The organism is Staphylococcus ureilyticus (genome assembly GCF_002902235.1).
GTDB classification, from domain to species: Bacteria; Bacillota; Bacilli; order Staphylococcales; family Staphylococcaceae; genus Staphylococcus; species Staphylococcus ureilyticus.
The window spans coordinates 1-18,338 of sequence record NZ_PPRL01000075.1 but is presented as its reverse complement, the minus strand read 5'-3'; the positions used below and the strand labels follow the sequence as shown (position 1 = coordinate 18,338).

Here is an 18,338-nt window from a genome sequence, read left to right as displayed (position 1 = left end):
ATATTAAAAAGAATATAAACTGATTAATAGAAATGCTTTCGCATTATAATTTACAATGATAACATAATATTAATTTATAAAAATTGGTATAGATGTATTATACGCAATTGCCAAACATTTTAATGATTAATATTTCGCGTGATAAATTATGCGATAAAGTTCTCTAGTCATTGATTAAAAGGGGGGGGATATAAATGGAATATAATCAGTTTGAACAACCTATCGGTAAGTCATTAATCGATTTCTCTCAACCCAAAACACCAACGGCTGATGTGTTAGAAGGGAAGTATTGTAGATTAGAAAAATTAGCTTCAAAACATATTAACCCTTTATTCACTCATTTTAAGGAGCAAGAAGATGCACCTAATTGGACGTATTTACCAGACGCGCAGCCTAAAAGTTATGATGATTTTGCAACCTATATAAAAAATAAAGTACAAACAAAGGATCCATATTTTTTTGCTATAATAGATCAATTTGATAATGATGTAGTAGGTATTTTATCATTACTTAGAATAAATGAACCAAATGCAACAATTGAAGTTGGTCATATTCATTATGCTAATAAAATGAAACGAACACGTATTGCTACAGAAACACACTACTTATTAGCAAAATATATCTTTGACACTTTGGGATATAGAAGGTATGAATGGAAATGTGATGCATTAAATGAGCCTTCTATAAAAGCAGCCAAACGACTTGGCTTTAAATATGAAGGTTTGTTTAAAAATCATACTATTTATAAACAAAGAAGTAGAGATACATACTGGCTCGCTATGTTAGATGATGAGTGGTCAGTATATAAAACTAAGTTTGAGAATTGGTTGAATGAATATAATTTTGATGAATCTGGCAATCAAATAAATAAGTTATCACTATGATATTACAACATTAACTGGATAATAAATATTTTGTAAACCGTAAGCTTGTATAGGAGGCTTACGGTTATATTTGTGATGACGGAATAAAATTAAAGTGAAAATATATGTGATTTCAGTTCGTGTATTTCATCAAAGCTTGGTGCAAATTTAACTAAAATAAGTTATAATGATATGATGAATTTTTATGAGGAGTAATTTGTATGACAATAAAGCAACTTGTTACAGCAGAAAATCCAATTTTGCAAAAGCACGTGCCGGATGTATCACGATTTGACGAAAACTTAGCTCAATTATTGCTCGATTTAGAAGACACAATGTATGAAGTTGAGGCTTCTGCTATATGTGCCCCGCAAATTGGCATTTTACAAAAGGTATCTATTATAGATATGGAAATAGATGGATTGTTACAACTTATTAATCCAAAAATCATTCGAGAATCTGACCAAAAAGTAACTGAGTTAGAGGGCTCTATTTCATTACCTGACATTTATGGTGAAGTTGAAAGAAGTAAAATGATTGTTGTTAAAAGTAACGATAAAAATGGAAATGAAGTAGAAATGACCGCATATGATGATATTGCACGCATGATATTGCATATGATTGATCATTTTGAAGGTAAACTTTTTACAGAACGTGCAGATAAAATTTTGACTGAAGCAGAAGTGGAGGCGTATTTTGAAAATGAGTAAAATTATTTTTATGGGGACACCAGATTTTTCAACAAAAGTGTTAGAAATGTTAATTGCAGAACATAACGTGATCGCAGTTGTTACTCAACCTGATCGACCAGTTGGCAGAAAACGAAAATTAACACCACCACCAGTGAAACAAGTTGCAATAGAACATGCGATTCCTGTATATCAGCCTGAAAAACTGTCAAAATCTGAAGAATTAGAGATGTTGATTGATTTAAACGCGGATTTAATTGTTACTGCGGCATTTGGCCAATTATTACCACAACGTTTATTGGATTCACCAAAGTTAGGTGCTATCAATGTACATGCATCATTATTACCTAAATATAGAGGTGGAGCCCCGATACATCAAGCGATTATAGATGGAGAAACACAAACTGGTATTTCTATCATGTATATGGCTAAGAAATTGGATGCTGGAAATATTATAGCTCAAAAAGCGATCGATATTGAACCACAAGATGACGTTGGTGTAATGCATGACAAATTAAGCTTTTTAGGTGGTGAATTATTAAAAGAAACGCTTCCTTCTATCATTAATGGTACGAATGAAAGTATTGTTCAAAATGAAGACGAAGCGACATTTGCATCTAACATTCGTCGAGAAGATGAAAAAATTGATTGGTCAGAACCTGCTGAAGTAGTTTATAACCATATTAGAGGTCTATCTCCATGGCCGGTTGCCTACACAATTATGGATGGAGAAAACTTAAAAGTCTATGCTTCACGCATTGAAAAAGATAAAGACGGTGAGCCAGGTACAATAATAGAGACAACTAAGAAAGCAATTATTGTGGCTACAGGTTCTAGTGATGCGATTGCATTAACAGAGATTCAAGTTGCTGGTAAAAAGAGAATGCCTACAGCTAATTACTTAAGTGGTGTACAATCAACACTCGTTGGGAAGGTATTAAAATGACAATTGAAACTAATGTAAGGTTATTAGCTTTTGAAACACTACAAGATATTATTAATGATAAAGCTTATAGTAATATTATTATTAATGAGGTATTAACAAATAATGAGTTAAATCGAGCTGATAAGAATTTATTAACCGAATTAGTATATGGTACGTTAAAAAGAAAATATACACTAGATTATTATTTGAAACCATTTGTACAAACTAAACTTAAAGGTTGGGTCAGACAGTTACTATGGATGAGTATCTATCAGTATATGTATTTGGATAAAGTTCCTGAACATGCGATTATTAATGAAGCTGTTAATATAGCAAAATATAAAGGCGGCCCACATAACGGTAATGTGGTTAATGGAATCTTGAGAACCCTTATGCGCAGTGAGTTACCAAATTTCAATGAAATTTCGGACGATAAGAAGCGAATTGCTATTCAGTATAGTTTGCCTAAATGGCTTGTTGATCACTGGGTGACACACTTTGGAATAGAAGAAACTGAAGCAATTGCACAATCATTTTTAACAAAAGTGACAACAACTGTAAGGGTTAATTTGACAAGAATTTCAGTTGAACATGTGATGCAACGTTTAGAAGAAGAAGGTTACACTGTAACGCAAGATAATGACATTACAATTTGTTTACATATTAGTGGTAAACCGATTATAGAGTCACGCGTATTTAAAGATGGTTTAGTATCTATCCAAGATAAAAGTTCTATGTTTGTAGCTGACGTGATGAATCTTCAAGATGGCGACCTTGTATTAGATGCTTGTAGTGCACCTGGCGGAAAAGCATGTCATATAGCAGAAAGGCTACATGGTACTGGACATGTAGATGCGACAGACATCCATGAACATAAAATTGATTTGATTGATTTTAACATTCGAAAATTACGATTATCTAACATTTCCGCTTTTAGTCACGATGCGACGGAAAATTATGATAAAGTTTATGATAAGATTTTAGTAGATGCACCTTGTAGTGGCTTAGGTGTACTTAGACATAAGCCAGAAATCAAATACGAACAAAGTCAGCAAAGTATTCAATCTTTAGTGAATATTCAACTAGAAATTTTAAATAATGTGAAACATCATTTACGTCCAGGAGGCACTTTAGTTTATTCAACTTGTACAATAGAACAGTTAGAAAATGAAAATGTAATATATACATTTTTAAAAGAAAATAAAGATTTTGAATTTGATTTATTTGAACATCCAATCAGTGGAGAAAAGGTAAAAACTTTACAAGTGTTACCTCAGCATTTTAATTCTGATGGCTTTTTCATTACTAGGATAAAAAGAAAGGACCAATAAATAATGATAACTGCAGAAAAGAAGAAAAAGAATAAATTTCTTCCCAATTTTGAAAAGCAATCTATATACTCTTTAAGATATGATGAAATGGAAAATTGGTTAAAGGAAAATGGGCAACAAAAATTCAGAGCGAAACAAATCTTTGAATGGTTATATGAAAAACGAGTAGACAGCATTGATGAAATGACAAATTTGTCTAAAGAGTTAAGAGCACTATTGAAAGATCATTTTGCAATGACAGTGATGACGACAGTAGTTAAACAAGAAAGCAAAGATGGTACAATCAAATTCTTATTTGAATTACAAGATGGGTACACAATCGAAACAGTATTAATGAGACATGAATATGGTAATTCCGTATGTGTTACTACTCAAGTGGGTTGCCGTATAGGTTGTACATTCTGTGCATCTACACTAGGTGGCTTAAAGCGTAATTTAGAAGCGGGAGAAATTGTATCTCAAGTGCTTACTGTCCAAAAAGCATTAGATGAAACCGAAGAACGTGTATCTCAAATCGTCATCATGGGTATTGGTGAGCCATTTGAAAACTATGATGAAATGATGGACTTTTTGAAGATTGTTAATCATGACAGTGGTTTAAATATAGGTGCGCGTCATATTACTGTTTCTACTTCTGGTATTATACCTAGAATTTATGATTTTGCTGACGAAGATATTCAAATCAATTTTGCAGTAAGCTTACATGGGGCTAATGACGAAATTCGTTCTCGATTAATGCCTATTAACCGAGCGTATAATGTTGAAAAATTAATGGAAGCCATTAAATATTATCAAGAAACAACAAATAGACGTGTTACATTTGAATATGGTCTATTTGGAGGCGTCAATGATCAAGTTGAGCATGCGAGAGAGTTAGCACATTTAATTCAAAAATTAAACTGTCATGTAAATTTAATACCTGTGAACCATGTACCAGAAAGAAATTACGTCAAGACGCCTAAAGAAGATATCTTTAAATTTGAAAAAGAATTAAAGAGACTAGGTATTAATGCAACTATAAGAAGAGAACAAGGTGCTGATATAGATGCAGCATGTGGTCAATTAAGAGCTAAGGAACGAAAAGTAGAAACGAGGTAATAGTATGCTAAAAGCACAATTTTTTACTGACACAGGTCAATATCGTGATAAGAACGAAGATGCAGGTGGTGTGTTCTATAATAAAACAGAACAACAATTACTTGTACTCTGTGATGGTATGGGTGGACATTTAGCAGGAGAAGTAGCAAGTCAATTTGTAACAGATGAATTGCAACGTCGTTTTGAAGAAGAAAATTTAATTGAACCTAACCAAGCCGAGGATTGGCTGAGAACTACACTTAAAGCGATTAATCGTGAATTATATCAACTCTCTGTTGATAATACAGACTATTATGGCATGGGAACAACTTGTGTTTGTGCGTTAGTATTTGATGATTATGTAGTGGTCGCAAATATTGGTGATTCAAGAGGATATTTGGTTAATAGTAGAGAGATTGAACAAATTACAAACGATCATTCTTTCGTTAATCATTTAGTGATGATTGGTCAAATTAGTGCTGAAGAAGCATTCAATCATCCGCAAAAAAATATTATTACAAAAGTTATGGGTACGGATAAGGTAGTAACACCAGATATTTTTGTAAAAAGAACTAATTTTTATGATTTTCTATTACTTAACTCGGATGGATTAACAGATTTTGCGAGAAATCATATGATTCAAGAAGAATTAATGCAAGAAAATGATTTAGAAACACACGGCCGGAATCTTATTGAATTAGCAATATCACAAGAAACGAATGATAATGTGAGTATTGTTTTAGCAGAAATTGAAGGAGATAAGGTATGATTGGAAAATTAATAAGCGAACGTTATAAAGTGATAAAAAAGCTTGGCGGCGGTGGCATGAGCACAGTATATTTGGCTGATGACACAATTTTAAATCGCAATGTAGCAATTAAAGCTATTAGGATACCTTCTGGTGAAAAAGAAGAAACAATTAAGCGTTTTGAACGTGAAGTCCACAATTTAACACAACTTTCACATAAAAATATCGTTAATGTTTTTGATGTTACTGAAAATGATGAAAATTTCTTTTTAGTGATGGAATACATAGAAGGTCCCACTTTATCAGAATATATTCAACAACATCGACCTTTAGACATCAAAACCATAATCAAATTTACAGAACAAATTATTGAAGGAATAAAGCATGCACATGATACAAAGATTGTTCATCGTGATGTAAAACCTCAAAATATTTTGGTGAGTCGTGATCAAACACTAAAAATATTAGATTTTGGTATTGCAAAAGCATTAAGCGAAACGACGATGACCCAAACAAATCATGTTTTAGGGACGGTTCAATACCTTTCTCCTGAACAAGCGCGCGGTGATGTAACAGATAACGGCACTGATATATATTCTATTGGTGTTGTACTGTATGAAATGTTAGTAGGACAACCTCCTTTTTCCGGTGAAACAGCAGTAAGCATCGCTATAAAACATATCCAAGATCCGATGCCTAATGTTTCTAGCAAACGTTCTGAAGTACCACAATCATTGAGCAACGTCGTGCTTAAAGCGACTGAAAAAGATAAGAAAGATCGCTATCAATCGGTTCAAGAAATGCAAGATGACTTGTCTACTGTCCTGACAAAAGAGCGTGAAAATGAATCACCATATCATTCTGTTGACGCTGACACTAAAACAGTGCCTATTGATAAAGCAGAGATTGCTAATCAGACTCGTGATGAAGATAAAGCAAAAAGCATGAATCAAACCATGCAAATTCCAATTGTTAATCAACAATATTTTCAATCAAATGAGGAACAATTATATACAATGCCTCCGAAAAAAAGATCGAAAAAGAAAAAGTTTTTCTATGGTTTAATCATTGTATTACTGTTGTTTGGATTATTTGGTTTTATGGCCATGGGAATGTTTGGTAATAAATATTTGGAAACACCTAATTTAATAGGTAAGACTGAAAAAGAAGCTGAAGGTATTTTAAAGGATAACAAACTAGAATTAGGCAAAACTACAAGAGCTTATAGTGATAAATATCCTGAGAATAAAATTATTAAAACATCACCTGGTAAAGGTGAACGTTTAGAACAACAAAGTAAAGTAGACATTGTATTATCAAAAGGACCTAAAACTGCAGAAATGCCAAATTTATATGGATTACCAAAAGCAGAGGCATTAAATAAATTAAAAAAATTAGGAATTGATGATGCAAAAGTAGATCAATCTTATACGAAACAAAATGTAGCTAAAGGCTTAATTGAAGCACAAAGTATATCGCCAGGTGATAGAGTGAAAATAAATGATAGTGACATTAAATTGACTGAATCATTAGGTGTTAAACAAGTTTATGTGGATGATTATGAGAAAAAATCATTCAAGACAGCTAAATCTGAACTAGAATCTAAAGGATTTAAAGTAGTTACTGTAGAAAAACGCTCTGATAAAACAGTTAAAAAGGGCAATGTCATTAGTCAATCACCTAAAGACGAAGAAGTAGATGAAGGTTCTACCGTAGAATTCGTAGTATCTACAGGTAAACCGAAAGCATCAGAGAAAAAAGAAGATATAAATTCTGAGGAGCAAGAAGATAAGTCATCTAAAGAAGATGATAAACCTCAAACTAAAACATATACAGAAACCTATCAAGTTCCCTATACGGGTGATGATGATGAAAGCCAAGAAGTGAAAGTATATGTGAGAGACAAGGATGACAAAGGATCATCAGCTGCACAAAGCTTCAAAATTAAAGATGATAAAACCGTTACTATTCCAATGACGATTGAAAAAGGAGAGACGGCGGGTTATACGATTCGAGTTGATGGCAAGATTGTAGCTGATAAAGATATTCCTTATGATTTTTAGCGCAACTTAACGAACAAAGTGAAGGGAGTTTAGTTGCGCTTATGCAGAAGCCAAAGGCTTCTGCGAACTACTTTTAAAAAACGTTTATAACAGAGTATTATTGCTATCATTCCATGTAGTAATAATGCTCTGTTATTTATTTTTAACTGAAATAGTCTCAAATCGTATTTAAATTAAAAAGCCTTTGCTATAATATAGTATGTAAAGCTTTTAAAAGAGGGGTGCCTAAGTGAAAACAGGACGCATCATAAAATCATTAAGTGGTGTATATCGCGTAGATGTAAATGGCGAAATGTACGACACAAAACCACGTGGATTATTTAGAAAAAATAAATTTTCACCTATTGTTGGTGATGTTGTAGATTTTGAAGTTGAAAATATTACAGAAGGTTATATTCACCATGTTCACGAACGAAAAAATGAATTAAAAAGACCACCAGTTAGCAATGTTGATCACCTAGTATTAGTGATGAGTGCGGTAGAACCTGAATTTTCAACTCAGTTATTGGATAGATTTTTAGTCATAGCACACTCGTATCATATGAGACCTCGCATATTAGTAACTAAACGTGATATTACTTCACCTAGCATGGAAAACAAAATATTACAGACACTAAAAATTTATGAAAATATGGGATATCATACACAATTTATAAGTGTTGAAGATCATATCGATGAAGTTTTCATGCAATGGGGAGAAGGACTAGTAGTATTAAGCGGTCAATCAGGTGTTGGGAAATCTACGTTATTAAATCGATATTTTCCTGAATTGAATATTGAAACACAACATATATCTAGAGCGTTAAATAGGGGTAGACATACTACAAGGCATGTAGAATTATTTGAACGAAAAAATGGCTTTATAGCTGACACACCTGGATTTAGCGCATTAGATTTTAATCATATTCAAAAAGATGAAGTGAAACATTATTTCATGGAAATCAATGAATATGGTGAACATTGTAAATTTAGAGATTGCAACCATATAAACGAACCCAAGTGTAATGTTAAGCATGAAATAGAAAAAGGGAATATAGCTCACTTTAGATATGAACATTATTTACAATTATTTAATGAAATTGCAAACAGAAAGGAAAGATATTAAGTGGCAAAATTATATCCATCATTATTATCAGCTGATTTTTTACAATTACAAAAGGAATTAAAGGCATTAGAAGATGCAGGTGTTGATGGTGTGCACTTTGATGTGATGGACGGTCAATTTGTTCCAAATATTTCAATTGGATTGCCTATATTAGAAGCCGTTAGAAAGGGTACTAATTTACCAATAGATGTGCATTTAATGATAGAAGAGCCAGAAAAATATGTGGAGCTTTTTGCAGCACAAGGTGCAGACATGATTTCAGTACATGTGGAAGCAACACCACATATTCATAGAGTAATACAACAGATTAAAAAGACAAATGTAAAAGCTGGTGTAGTCATTAACCCAGGTACATCGGTGAATACGATTATGCCAGTGCTGAAAATGGTGGATTATGTACTTGTCATGACAGTTAACCCTGGATTTGGCGGTCAAACATTTATTCAAGATAGCATTAGCAAATTGGACGAACTAGTTAAGATAAAAAAAGCATTAAACTTATCATTTGAAATCGAAGTTGATGGTGGCATTAACGATGAAACAGTTGCAACTGTTATCGAACATGGTGCCACTATGTTGGTAGCTGGTTCATATTTCTTTAAACAAAAAGATTATAAACAAGTGACGCAAACATTGAAAGGTTGAAGTCAATGAAAGTCAATTTATTATGTGGTGCAAGAAACTTACCAGAAAATATTTTACAAAATAAGGCAAATGAGTCATGGATAGGGGTTGACCGAGGTGCATTAATATTGATTGAATCAGGTATTATGCCTCAATTTGCAGTCGGTGATTTTGATTCAATAACTAAAGAAGAAAGGGATTATTTGGCTGAAAAACTAGCAATTAATCCATATCATTCTGAAAAAGATGACACTGATTTAGCATTGGGTATCGATCAAGCAATCCATTCAGGCTATAGTGAAATATGTGTTTATGGAGCAACCGGTGGACGTTTAGACCATTTTATGGGTGCATTGCAAATTTTAGAGAAACCAGAATATACAAAAAAGAAAATTAACATTAAAATCATTGACCAACAAAACGAAATTTCATATTTATCTGCTAAAGATCATTGTGTTGAAAGAGATTTTAATTATCCATATATATCATTCATCCCAATTACATATCCTACAGTTATTTCATTAGCCAATTTTAAATATGAATTGAAGCAATCATCTTTACAGCTCGGTTCTACGCTGACAATATCTAATGAATTAATAAAACCACGAGGTACTGTTTCTATTTATTCAGGTAGCGTATTAATGATTAAAAGTAAAGATTGATAAATCGTAGCAAAATTAATTATAAACAAAAAAAGACCAATCCTCCACATAAGGATTGGTCTTTTTCGTGCATTATATTTATTAAACTCTAGTTACTTTACCAGATTTTAAAGCACGTGCAGAAACCCAAACTTTTTTAGGTTTTCCGTCTACAAGAATTCTAACTTTTTGAAGGTTAGCATTCCATCTTCTTTTAGAAGAATTTAAAGCGTGTGAACGATTGTTTCCAGTTGAAGCTTTGCGACCTGTTACGAAACATTGTTTGCCCATGAAAGTACCTCCTTTAATAAATATAAATACACATATCTACTACATACTTGAATAATGTACCACATAAAAAAAATAATGGCAATAAAATGAAAAAAATTTCTTTACATAGCTTCTACTTTTGTTACACTCATTTTATGATATAATTGTAAACTATGGATAATATTGTATTTTTTAATCTTAATATAAAGTTTTAAAGTATCAAAAATAAAGTGAGAACCATAAACTAGGAGGCCCAATAAAATGACATTAGAAATTACAAATGATTATGGTAGCATAGACATTTCAAACGAAGTAATAGCTTCAGTTGTGGGTAGTAAAGCGGTAGAATGTTATGGCATTGTAGGAATGGCTTCTAGACAACAAGTAAGAGATGGAATTGCTGAAATTTTAGGTTATGAAAATTATGCAAAAGGCATTGTTGTGAGAGAAGAAAATAGTGTGTTGGATGTTGATATGTATATCATTGTAAGTTACGGTACAAAGATATCAGAAGTTGCAAGCAATGTTCAATCAACTGTCAAATATACATTAGAACAAACATTAAAAGTTAAAGTAAATTCAATTAATATATTTGTACAAGGCGTACGAGTGGATAATGGCAAGAAAAACTAGGAGGACATAACGAGATGGTTAGTAAAATAAATGGTAAATTATTTGCCGAAATGATTATTCAAGGGGCACAAAATTTATCTAATCATTCAGATTTAGTAGATTCATTAAATGTATACCCGGTGCCAGATGGGGATACAGGGACAAATATGAACTTAACAATGACATCAGGCAGAGAAGCAGTAGAAGAGAATTTATCACAGCATATTGGCGAGTTAGGTAAAACATTTTCAAAAGGCTTATTAATGGGGGCACGTGGAAATTCTGGCGTTATCTTATCACAGCTTTTTAGAGGGTTTAGCAAAAATTTAGAAAGTTTTAGCGAAATTAATGCACAGCAATTAGCAGAAAGTTTTAAAGCTGGTGTTAACACTGCGTATAAAGCAATTATGAAACCCGTAGAAGGCACAATTTTAACTGTTGCTAGAGATGCTGCGGATGCAGGTATACAAAAGGCACAAGAAACAGAAGATTGCATTGAACTTGTGACATATATTATAGAACAAGCCCAAATTTCTTTAGAGAATACGCCTAATTTATTACCTGTATTAAAAGAAGTTGGTGTAGTTGATAGTGGTGGTAAAGGATTAGTTATCGTTTATGAAGGTTTTCTAAAAGCTTTAAAAGGTGAAACTGTAACTGCAGGAACTCCAAAATTAGATACAGAAACTTTAGTGAATGAAGAACATGACTTCCACGGTGTGATTAATACTGAAGATATTGTTTATGGATATTGTACCGAAATGATGGTTCGTTTTGGGGTAAATAAAAAAGTATTCGATGAAGATACTTTTAGAGAAGAAATGAGTCAATTTGGGGATTCATTATTAGTTATTAATGATGATGAAATTGTAAAAGTTCATGTACATACAGAAAAACCTGGCGATGTTTTTAATTACGGACAACAATATGGTGAATTAATTAAATTAAAAGTTGAGAATATGCGAGAACAACATCGTGAAGTTGTAAAAAAAGAACAAAAAGGTACAAATACGCAACAATCTAATCAAGAAACTTCAACAGTAGACACTGCTGTCATCGCTATTTCTATGGGAGAAGGCATATCAGAATTGTTTAAATCCATGGGTGCGACACATTTAATAAGTGGTGGCCAGACAATGAACCCTTCTACTGAAGATATTGTGAAAGTGATTGAACAATCCCAATGTAAACGTGCAATCATCTTGCCCAATAATAAAAATATTATGATGGCGAGTGAACAAGCTGCATCAATTGTAGATGCTGAAGCTATTGTGATTCCTTCGAAATCTATACCACAAGGAATAGCTGCATTATTTAATTATGATGAATCAGACGAATTAATTGATAATAAAGCACGCATGATTGAATCATTAGAAGTGATAACTTCTGGCTCTGTTACTTACGCTGTTAGAGATACCAAAGTCGATGGTGTAGAAATAAAAAAAGATGCATTTATGGGATTAGTCGAGGATAAAATTGTCACAAGCAATGAAGATGAATTTGAGACTGTTAAACAGTTATTGTCTCAAATGATTACGGACGAAAGTGAAATAATCACTATGATTATCGGTGAAGATGCCAATAGTGATATAACATTTAATGTTGAATCCTGGATTGAAACAACGTATCCAGATATTGAAATAGATCAACATCAAGGTGATCAGCCTGTATATCAATATCTGTTTTCTGTGGAATAATGTTAGTTTGTTGATAACGACAAAATTTCTATCAATATACGTAATTAGGTATGTGTCATATCTGGTTACGTATATTTATTTTGACGCAAAAAATGGGCAAAGTTTATGTTTAAAGAAGTATATACTAAATAGAGGTAAAAATCGTAATAATATTCACGGTAAAAAATAATTATTTTCATTATGTTTATATGTGTATTCAATTCACAATAGTGTGCAATTTGTAATAATTTTGAATTAAAAGCAGTACAACTAAAATTAGTTTATAATGTTAACTTAAATTGTTATAATAATAAAGGTGCAAATAAAATGTAAGCGCAACACTTTAGAATGATTAAAAATAAGGGTGGGGTATCCATTATGAAATATAAAACAGTTTTCGATATAATTGGTCCAACAATGGTTGGTCCATCATCTTCACATACAGCAGGTGCAGTCAGAATTGGCTTAGTAGCTAAAGATTTATTTAATCAAATACCAAAACAAGTTGATATATATTTGTATGGGTCATTTATGGAAACATATAAGGGCCATGGTACAGATGTAGCACTTGTGGGTGGCTTATTAGGATATGATACAGACGATGATCGAATCCAAAAAAGTTTAGAGACTGCTGAAGAAATTGGCATGAAAGTGAATTTTATTGAAATGGCAGAAGAACGCTCTCACCCAAACACTGCAATTATTAATATGAGAGACGGAGAAAAAGAAATTTCTGTTGAAGGTGTGTCTATTGGTGGCGGTAAGATAGATGTTGTTGCAATCAATGGTTTTAGTATTGCAATTAGTGGTAATTATCCAGCACTTTTAGTGTTCCATAAAGATACATTTGGTACGATTGGCCGTGTAGCTAATATATTAGGTGATTCCAGTATTAATGTTGGCAGCATGCAAGTTTCAAGAAAAGAAAAAGGTGACCAAGCATTAATGACTTGTGAATTAGATGATGCTATCAATGATGAAATAATAGAAAAAATAAAAAACGTCGATGGTGTAGTGACAGTCTCACTCATGGGCGACGCCTAATGGAGGGATATCAATGTTTAAAAGTGTAAAAGAACTCATTGAAAAATGTGAGACAGAAGATAAAAAAATATATGAAGTGATGCTTGAGCAAGAAATGGAAGTTACTGGTTTATCAGAAGAAGAAGTATATGCACATATGGATAAAAATTTACAAACTATGGAAAATGCATTAGATGAGGGCTTAGAAGGCGTAACTTCAACGACTGGTCTAACAGGTGGAGACGCTGTTTTAATAAAAGAATATTTAAAAACAGGTAAATCTTTATCTGGTGCAACATTATTAGACGCTGTGAGCAAAGCAGTAGCAACAAATGAAGTAAATGCAGCAATGGGTAAAATTTGTGCTACACCAACGGCTGGTTCAGCTGGAGTCGTTCCTGGGGTTCTGTTTGGTTTGAAACCACGATTAGAACCTACACGTAAAGATATGTTGAATTTCTTATTAACTTCAGGCGCATTTGGATTTGTTGTAGCAAATAATGCATCGATATCTGGTGCAGCAGGTGGTTGTCAGGCAGAAGTTGGATCGGCCGCAGCTATGGCTGCAGGTGCGACAGTTGAGCTTGCAGGTGGTACACCACAACAATCTTCGGAAGCTTTTGCAATTTGTTTGAAAAATATGCTAGGTTTAGTATGTGACCCTGTAGCTGGATTAGTAGAAGTACCTTGTGTAAAAAGAAATGCAGCTGGGGCATCTAATGCAATCGTCTCAGCCGATATGGCATTAGCAGGTGTAACTTCCAGAATCCCGACAGACGAAGTAATAGAAGCAATGTATAAAATAGGGCAAACGATGCCTTCAGCGTTGCGTGAAACTGGTCGTGGAGGTTTAGCAGGCACACCGACAGGACAGCGTTTAAAACAAGAAATATTTGGTGATTAAAATGTCAAAAGTCAATTTAATAGAAAGCCCATTTCCATTATCACAAATCAAGGGTTTAGGTCCTAAGCGGTTAGCGGTATTAAATGAATTGAACATTTATACAGTAGAAGATTTAATCTTATATTTACCAACGCGTTATGAAGACAATACTGTAGTTGACTTGAATGAAGCAGAAGATCAAGCGATGGTGACTGTTGTTGGGGAAGTATACTCAACACCCACTGTCGCTTTTTTTGGTAGGAATAAATCTAAGTTGACAGTTCATTTAATGGTTAACAATATTGCTGTAAAATGTGTATTTTTTAATCAACCTTACTTGAAAAAGAAACTAGAACTACACCAAACGGTTACGATTAAAGGAAAATGGAATAGAAATAAGCAAGAAATTAACGGAAATCGAATGTTTTTTAATCAACCAGCAATGGAAGATGTACAATTTGAACCCATTTATCGAATTAAAGAAGGGATAAAGCAAAAACCATTACGTGATATGATTAGGCAAGTTTTAGAACATGTTACGATTCATGAATGGATATCAGATTCATTGAGAGAAAAATATAAATTAGAAACGCTAGAAGATACAATCAAAACATTACACCTTGCACCGGATAAAACTTCATTGCTCAAAGCGAGAAGAACTTACGCATTTATTGAATTATTTATGTTTGAACTTAGAATGCAATGGCTAAATAGGTTGGAAAAAATATCAGATGACGCAATCGAAATTGATTATGATATTCAATTAGTAAGAAATTTTATATCACGTTTACCATTTGAATTAACTGATGCACAAAAGCAAAGTGTAAACGAGATATTTAGAGATTTAAAAGCGCCTATTCGCATGCATAGATTGTTACAAGGTGATGTTGGATCAGGAAAAACAGTCGTAGCTGCAATTTGTATGTATGCATTAAAAACAGCAGGTTATCAATCTGCTTTAATGGTACCTACGGAAATACTTGCAGAACAGCATGCTGAAAGTCTAACAGAGATATTTGGTGACAGAATGAACATTGCTTTACTTACAGGTTCAGTAAAAGGGAAAAAACGCAAAATTTTGTTGGAACAACTCGAGCAAAATGAGATAGATTGTATTATTGGTACACATGCGCTTATTCAAGATGATGTTGTCTTTAATAATGTGGGCCTTGTAATTACAGATGAACAGCATCGTTTTGGTGTCAATCAACGACAATTGCTGAGAGAAAAAGGCGCGATGACAAACGTTTTGTTTATGACAGCGACACCTATTCCACGCACATTAGCAATTTCAGTTTTTGGAGAAATGGATGTATCCTCAATCAAACAGTTACCAAAGGGTAGGAAGCCTATTATAACCTCTTGGTCTAAACATGAAGCATACGAAAGTGTATTACAACAAATGTCTGCTGAATTAAAAAAAGGTAGACAAGCATATGTGATTTGTCCATTGATAGAAAGTTCAGAGCATTTAGAAGATGTACAAAATGTAGTTGAATTGTTCGAATCTTTACAAGCCTTTTATGGTAAAGGAAAAGTTGGACTACTTCATGGTAAATTAACCTCAGAAGAAAAAGATCAAGTGATGCAACAATTTAGTAATCATGAAATTGATATATTAGTGTCAACGACAGTGGTAGAAGTAGGAGTTAACGTCCCTAATGCAACATTTATGATGATATATGATGCGGATCGATTTGGATTATCGACTTTACATCAATTAAGAGGACGTGTTGGTAGAAGTGAACACCAAAGCTATTGTGTATTAATTGCTTCACCGAAAACTGAAACAGGGATAGAACGTATGAATGTAATGACACAAACAACAGATGGTTTTGAATTAAGTGAACGTGATTTAGAAATGAGAGGACCTGGTGATTTCTTTGGTGTGAAACAAAGTGGGTTACCTGACTTTTTAGTAGCGAATGTTGTTGAAGATTATAAAATGTTAGAAGTAGCGAGAGATGAGGCAGCAGAATTAATTCAATCCGGTGCATTTTTTGAAGATGAGTATCAAAGATTAAGAACATTTGTAGAAGATAATTTATTATATACTAGTTTTGATTAACAAAAACAGCAATTTAGCGTGTCATTTGCTAAACTGCTGTTTTTTTATATTTACGAGCCTACACCTACTTTAGTCCATGCTTGTGCTACAGATTGTGATTCGTTACTATTACGGCCATATAATTCATCTGCTGCTTGTTTTAAGGCAATTTTGGCATCAGAAAATTCAGCATTGGACGTCAAATATTGAGTTAATGCGAGATAGTATATTTGCTCAGCTTTTTCTTTACCAATTGATTGTATCGTTAGGTATGCCGCTTTGTTTGGAATACCACTATTAATATGGACACCACCATTATCTTCAGCACCAGTATAAAATTGATCCATATGTGCTGGTTGATCATATTTTTCTGGATCTTTTAAACTTCTTAAAGCGTCACCATCTTGATTGGGAGTATATACATCTTCACCCATCAGCCAGTTATCAGGGTCAATAAAATACCCAAATACATCTGAGAAAGATTCGTTGAGTGCACCAGATTGATTTACATATTCTAAATTAGCAGTTCTTTCAGTTACCGCATGTGTTAATTCATGAGCAACAATATCTTTAGCGCCTGATAAGGGATTAAATGTTTGACCATCACCGTCACCGTAAACCATATATTGTCCGGTCCATGCTGCATTATTATAGTTCTTATCAAAATGGACAACTGAATTAATATCAGCAGCATTATCGTCGTAACTATTTCTATCGTGTGTATTTAAATAATAATCATAAACTGCTTTTGCGTAATAGTGTGCATCGACGCCAGGACGTTGTTGTTTTTTATCAAAATATTTTGAATCATTTATGATAGGAGAAAATTGATCAGTGGTTCCATTGGCACTTTCAGTATTAATATGTGCATCTGTCGTTGTATCATTTAAAGTATATTGTCCATTGTTGCTAGATACATTAAGTGGTGATTTTTTATCACCATTCACTCCGATACCAGAGCCTTTTTCTAAAGCGTGTTCAATCACATTTTGTTTTTTTAATATCTCCCCAGTGCTAGCATCAACTTGTATTTGCCAATGTGCAGGCTTAGGAGATATGTAATTTAATTCTATATTATATATATATCTTTCTTTTTCACTATTAACATCTAGTTTGTTTTTAGACACTACTTTAAAGCCATCGATGTTTGTAACGTCATTGCTTTTTTTACCAATTGCTTTAAAGGCTAATTTTTCTGCTTGGGAAGAAGATAGTTTCACCTTATTATTAACGTCGATATGTTGTCTGTGTATATGACCATTGATAAGTGATACGTTTCCATCTGAGTTTACATGGACTTTAATTGTGCTATCATTAGCTAGAATATGATTGATTTTTGGTTTTAATTCATAATGTGTAACGCCAGTTGAATCAACACTGCTATTGATTACTTTGTATTGTTTAAATGCATTTTTATTAATAGATTCTGTTTTAGTTTTATTCGTATTGAGCACAGATGTAGCGTTGTTTTGTAGGAAATGTTCTACATCTATTTTATTGGAAATTTTTGTTTCAGTTGAACTTTCTAAGTTTTCAGGAACGATACTATTGATTTCTTTTGCGTTACTCTGAGTGGAAAAAGCTGCAAAAAATGTTGCAGATAACAATGCATTGGTCACTACTTTTTTCAATGTTTACAACCCCTTTGAATTGGAATGAATAATCTATGTATTTCTGAAATATTTTTAATAGTTAAGCGTTTTAAAAACTATACATTTTATTTTTATATAATTTAACATATTATTATTAAAAGTTATATAT

17 protein-coding genes are annotated in these 18,338 nt (G+C 32.9%); 15 read left to right on the top strand and 2 right to left on the bottom strand.

Annotated features, from left to right (window positions below; genetic code table 11):
- The first annotated feature begins 194 nt into the window (after nucleotides 1–194).
- From CD150_RS07880 to CD150_RS07835, 10 genes are all read left to right on the top strand, one after another.
- Nucleotides 195–884, top strand: a complete 690-nt coding sequence (locus tag CD150_RS07880) for a GNAT family N-acetyltransferase (RefSeq protein ID WP_064209055.1) — start codon at nucleotides 195–197, stop codon at nucleotides 882–884.
- 200 nt (nucleotides 885–1,084) lie between these two features.
- Complete coding sequence (locus tag CD150_RS07875; protein ID WP_073342346.1) at nucleotides 1,085–1,573, top strand: peptide deformylase; 489 nt, start codon at nucleotides 1,085–1,087, stop codon at nucleotides 1,571–1,573.
- Nucleotides 1,566–2,498 (top strand): methionyl-tRNA formyltransferase, encoded by a 933-nt coding sequence (gene fmt / locus CD150_RS07870; protein WP_103161473.1) that lies wholly within the window; start codon nucleotides 1,566–1,568, stop codon nucleotides 2,496–2,498. The genes CD150_RS07875 and fmt overlap by 8 nt, the downstream gene beginning before the upstream one ends.
- A gap of 2 nt (nucleotides 2,499–2,500) precedes the next feature.
- The gene (rsmB, locus tag CD150_RS07865; RefSeq protein WP_225792175.1) at nucleotides 2,501–3,808 is read left to right on the top strand and encodes a 16S rRNA (cytosine(967)-C(5))-methyltransferase RsmB; all 1,308 of its coding nucleotides are present in this window, start codon (nucleotides 2,501–2,503) and stop codon (nucleotides 3,806–3,808) included.
- A gap of 3 nt (nucleotides 3,809–3,811) precedes the next feature.
- Nucleotides 3,812–4,906 (top strand): dual-specificity RNA methyltransferase RlmN, encoded by a 1,095-nt coding sequence (gene rlmN / locus CD150_RS07860; protein WP_073342338.1) that lies wholly within the window; start codon nucleotides 3,812–3,814, stop codon nucleotides 4,904–4,906.
- A gap of 4 nt (nucleotides 4,907–4,910) precedes the next feature.
- Nucleotides 4,911–5,654, top strand: a complete 744-nt coding sequence (locus CD150_RS07855; protein ID WP_046208674.1) for a Stp1/IreP family PP2C-type Ser/Thr phosphatase — start codon at nucleotides 4,911–4,913, stop codon at nucleotides 5,652–5,654.
- On the top strand, nucleotides 5,651–7,696 hold the full coding sequence (gene pknB / locus CD150_RS07850; protein ID WP_073342334.1) for a Stk1 family PASTA domain-containing Ser/Thr kinase: 2,046 nt from the start codon (nucleotides 5,651–5,653) through the stop codon (nucleotides 7,694–7,696). Before CD150_RS07855 ends, pknB begins: the two co-directional genes overlap by 4 nt.
- Nucleotides 7,697–7,925: 229 nt before the next feature.
- A complete protein-coding gene (gene rsgA, locus CD150_RS07845) occupies nucleotides 7,926–8,801 on the top strand; it encodes a ribosome small subunit-dependent GTPase A (RefSeq protein ID WP_103161472.1) in 876 nt (291 codons plus the stop codon).
- Nucleotides 8,802–9,446 (top strand): ribulose-phosphate 3-epimerase, encoded by a 645-nt coding sequence (gene rpe, locus CD150_RS07840; RefSeq protein WP_073342327.1) that lies wholly within the window; start codon nucleotides 8,802–8,804, stop codon nucleotides 9,444–9,446.
- A gap of 5 nt (nucleotides 9,447–9,451) precedes the next feature.
- Entirely contained in the window at nucleotides 9,452–10,087 is a 636-nt protein-coding gene (locus CD150_RS07835) for a thiamine diphosphokinase (RefSeq protein ID WP_046208670.1), read from the top strand.
- A gap of 81 nt (nucleotides 10,088–10,168) precedes the next feature.
- On the opposite strand, the gene rpmB is transcribed toward CD150_RS07835, so the two are convergent.
- Nucleotides 10,169–10,357, bottom strand: a complete 189-nt coding sequence (rpmB, locus tag CD150_RS07830) for a 50S ribosomal protein L28 (RefSeq protein WP_002483503.1) — start codon at nucleotides 10,355–10,357, stop codon at nucleotides 10,169–10,171.
- Between the two features lie 240 nt (nucleotides 10,358–10,597).
- Here rpmB and CD150_RS07825 point away from each other — a divergent pair, with 240 nt between their 5' ends.
- The 5 genes from CD150_RS07825 (at nucleotide 10,598) to recG (ending at nucleotide 16,598) form a co-directional block, all read left to right on the top strand.
- The gene (locus CD150_RS07825) at nucleotides 10,598–10,969 is read left to right on the top strand and encodes an Asp23/Gls24 family envelope stress response protein (protein WP_019467949.1); all 372 of its coding nucleotides are present in this window, start codon (nucleotides 10,598–10,600) and stop codon (nucleotides 10,967–10,969) included.
- A 14-nt stretch (nucleotides 10,970–10,983) separates the two neighbouring features.
- Complete coding sequence (gene fakA, locus CD150_RS07820; protein ID WP_103161471.1) at nucleotides 10,984–12,645, top strand: fatty acid kinase catalytic subunit FakA; 1,662 nt, start codon at nucleotides 10,984–10,986, stop codon at nucleotides 12,643–12,645.
- 357 nt (nucleotides 12,646–13,002) lie between these two features.
- Nucleotides 13,003–13,668, top strand: a complete 666-nt coding sequence (gene sdaAB, locus CD150_RS07815; protein ID WP_103161470.1) for an L-serine ammonia-lyase, iron-sulfur-dependent subunit beta — start codon at nucleotides 13,003–13,005, stop codon at nucleotides 13,666–13,668.
- 13 nt (nucleotides 13,669–13,681) lie between these two features.
- Entirely contained in the window at nucleotides 13,682–14,551 is an 870-nt protein-coding gene (gene sdaAA / locus CD150_RS07810; RefSeq protein ID WP_046208667.1) for an L-serine ammonia-lyase, iron-sulfur-dependent, subunit alpha, read from the top strand.
- Between the two features lies 1 nt (nucleotide 14,552).
- Nucleotides 14,553–16,598, top strand: a complete 2,046-nt coding sequence (gene recG / locus CD150_RS07805; protein WP_103161469.1) for an ATP-dependent DNA helicase RecG — start codon at nucleotides 14,553–14,555, stop codon at nucleotides 16,596–16,598.
- Between the two features lie 50 nt (nucleotides 16,599–16,648).
- Here recG and CD150_RS07800 read toward each other — a convergent pair whose 3' ends face one another.
- Nucleotides 16,649–18,208 (bottom strand): M4 family metallopeptidase, encoded by a 1,560-nt coding sequence (locus CD150_RS07800; RefSeq protein ID WP_073342318.1) that lies wholly within the window; start codon nucleotides 18,206–18,208, stop codon nucleotides 16,649–16,651.
- Nucleotides 18,209–18,338 lie beyond the last annotated feature (130 nt).

Excerpts from the sequence above, each read along its gene's own strand:
- CD150_RS07880 (WP_064209055.1), top strand. The coding sequence starts at position 195 with ATGGAATATAATCAGTTTGAACAACCTATCGGTAAGTCATTAATCGAT.
- CD150_RS07875 (WP_073342346.1), top strand. The coding sequence starts at position 1,085 with ATGACAATAAAGCAACTTGTTACAGCAGAAAATCCAATTTTGCAAAAG.
- fmt (WP_103161473.1), top strand. The coding sequence starts at position 1,566 with ATGAGTAAAATTATTTTTATGGGGACACCAGATTTTTCAACAAAAGTG.
- rlmN (WP_073342338.1), top strand. The coding sequence starts at position 3,812 with ATGATAACTGCAGAAAAGAAGAAAAAGAATAAATTTCTTCCCAATTTT.
- CD150_RS07855 (WP_046208674.1), top strand. The coding sequence starts at position 4,911 with ATGCTAAAAGCACAATTTTTTACTGACACAGGTCAATATCGTGATAAG.
- pknB (WP_073342334.1), top strand. The coding sequence starts at position 5,651 with ATGATTGGAAAATTAATAAGCGAACGTTATAAAGTGATAAAAAAGCTT.
- CD150_RS07835 (WP_046208670.1), top strand. The coding sequence starts at position 9,452 with ATGAAAGTCAATTTATTATGTGGTGCAAGAAACTTACCAGAAAATATT.
- rpmB (WP_002483503.1), bottom strand. The coding sequence starts at position 10,357 with ATGGGCAAACAATGTTTCGTAACAGGTCGCAAAGCTTCAACTGGAAAC.
- CD150_RS07825 (WP_019467949.1), top strand. The coding sequence starts at position 10,598 with ATGACATTAGAAATTACAAATGATTATGGTAGCATAGACATTTCAAAC.
- fakA (WP_103161471.1), top strand. The coding sequence starts at position 10,984 with ATGGTTAGTAAAATAAATGGTAAATTATTTGCCGAAATGATTATTCAA.
- sdaAB (WP_103161470.1), top strand. The coding sequence starts at position 13,003 with ATGAAATATAAAACAGTTTTCGATATAATTGGTCCAACAATGGTTGGT.
- sdaAA (WP_046208667.1), top strand. The coding sequence starts at position 13,682 with ATGTTTAAAAGTGTAAAAGAACTCATTGAAAAATGTGAGACAGAAGAT.
- recG (WP_103161469.1), top strand. The coding sequence starts at position 14,553 with ATGTCAAAAGTCAATTTAATAGAAAGCCCATTTCCATTATCACAAATC.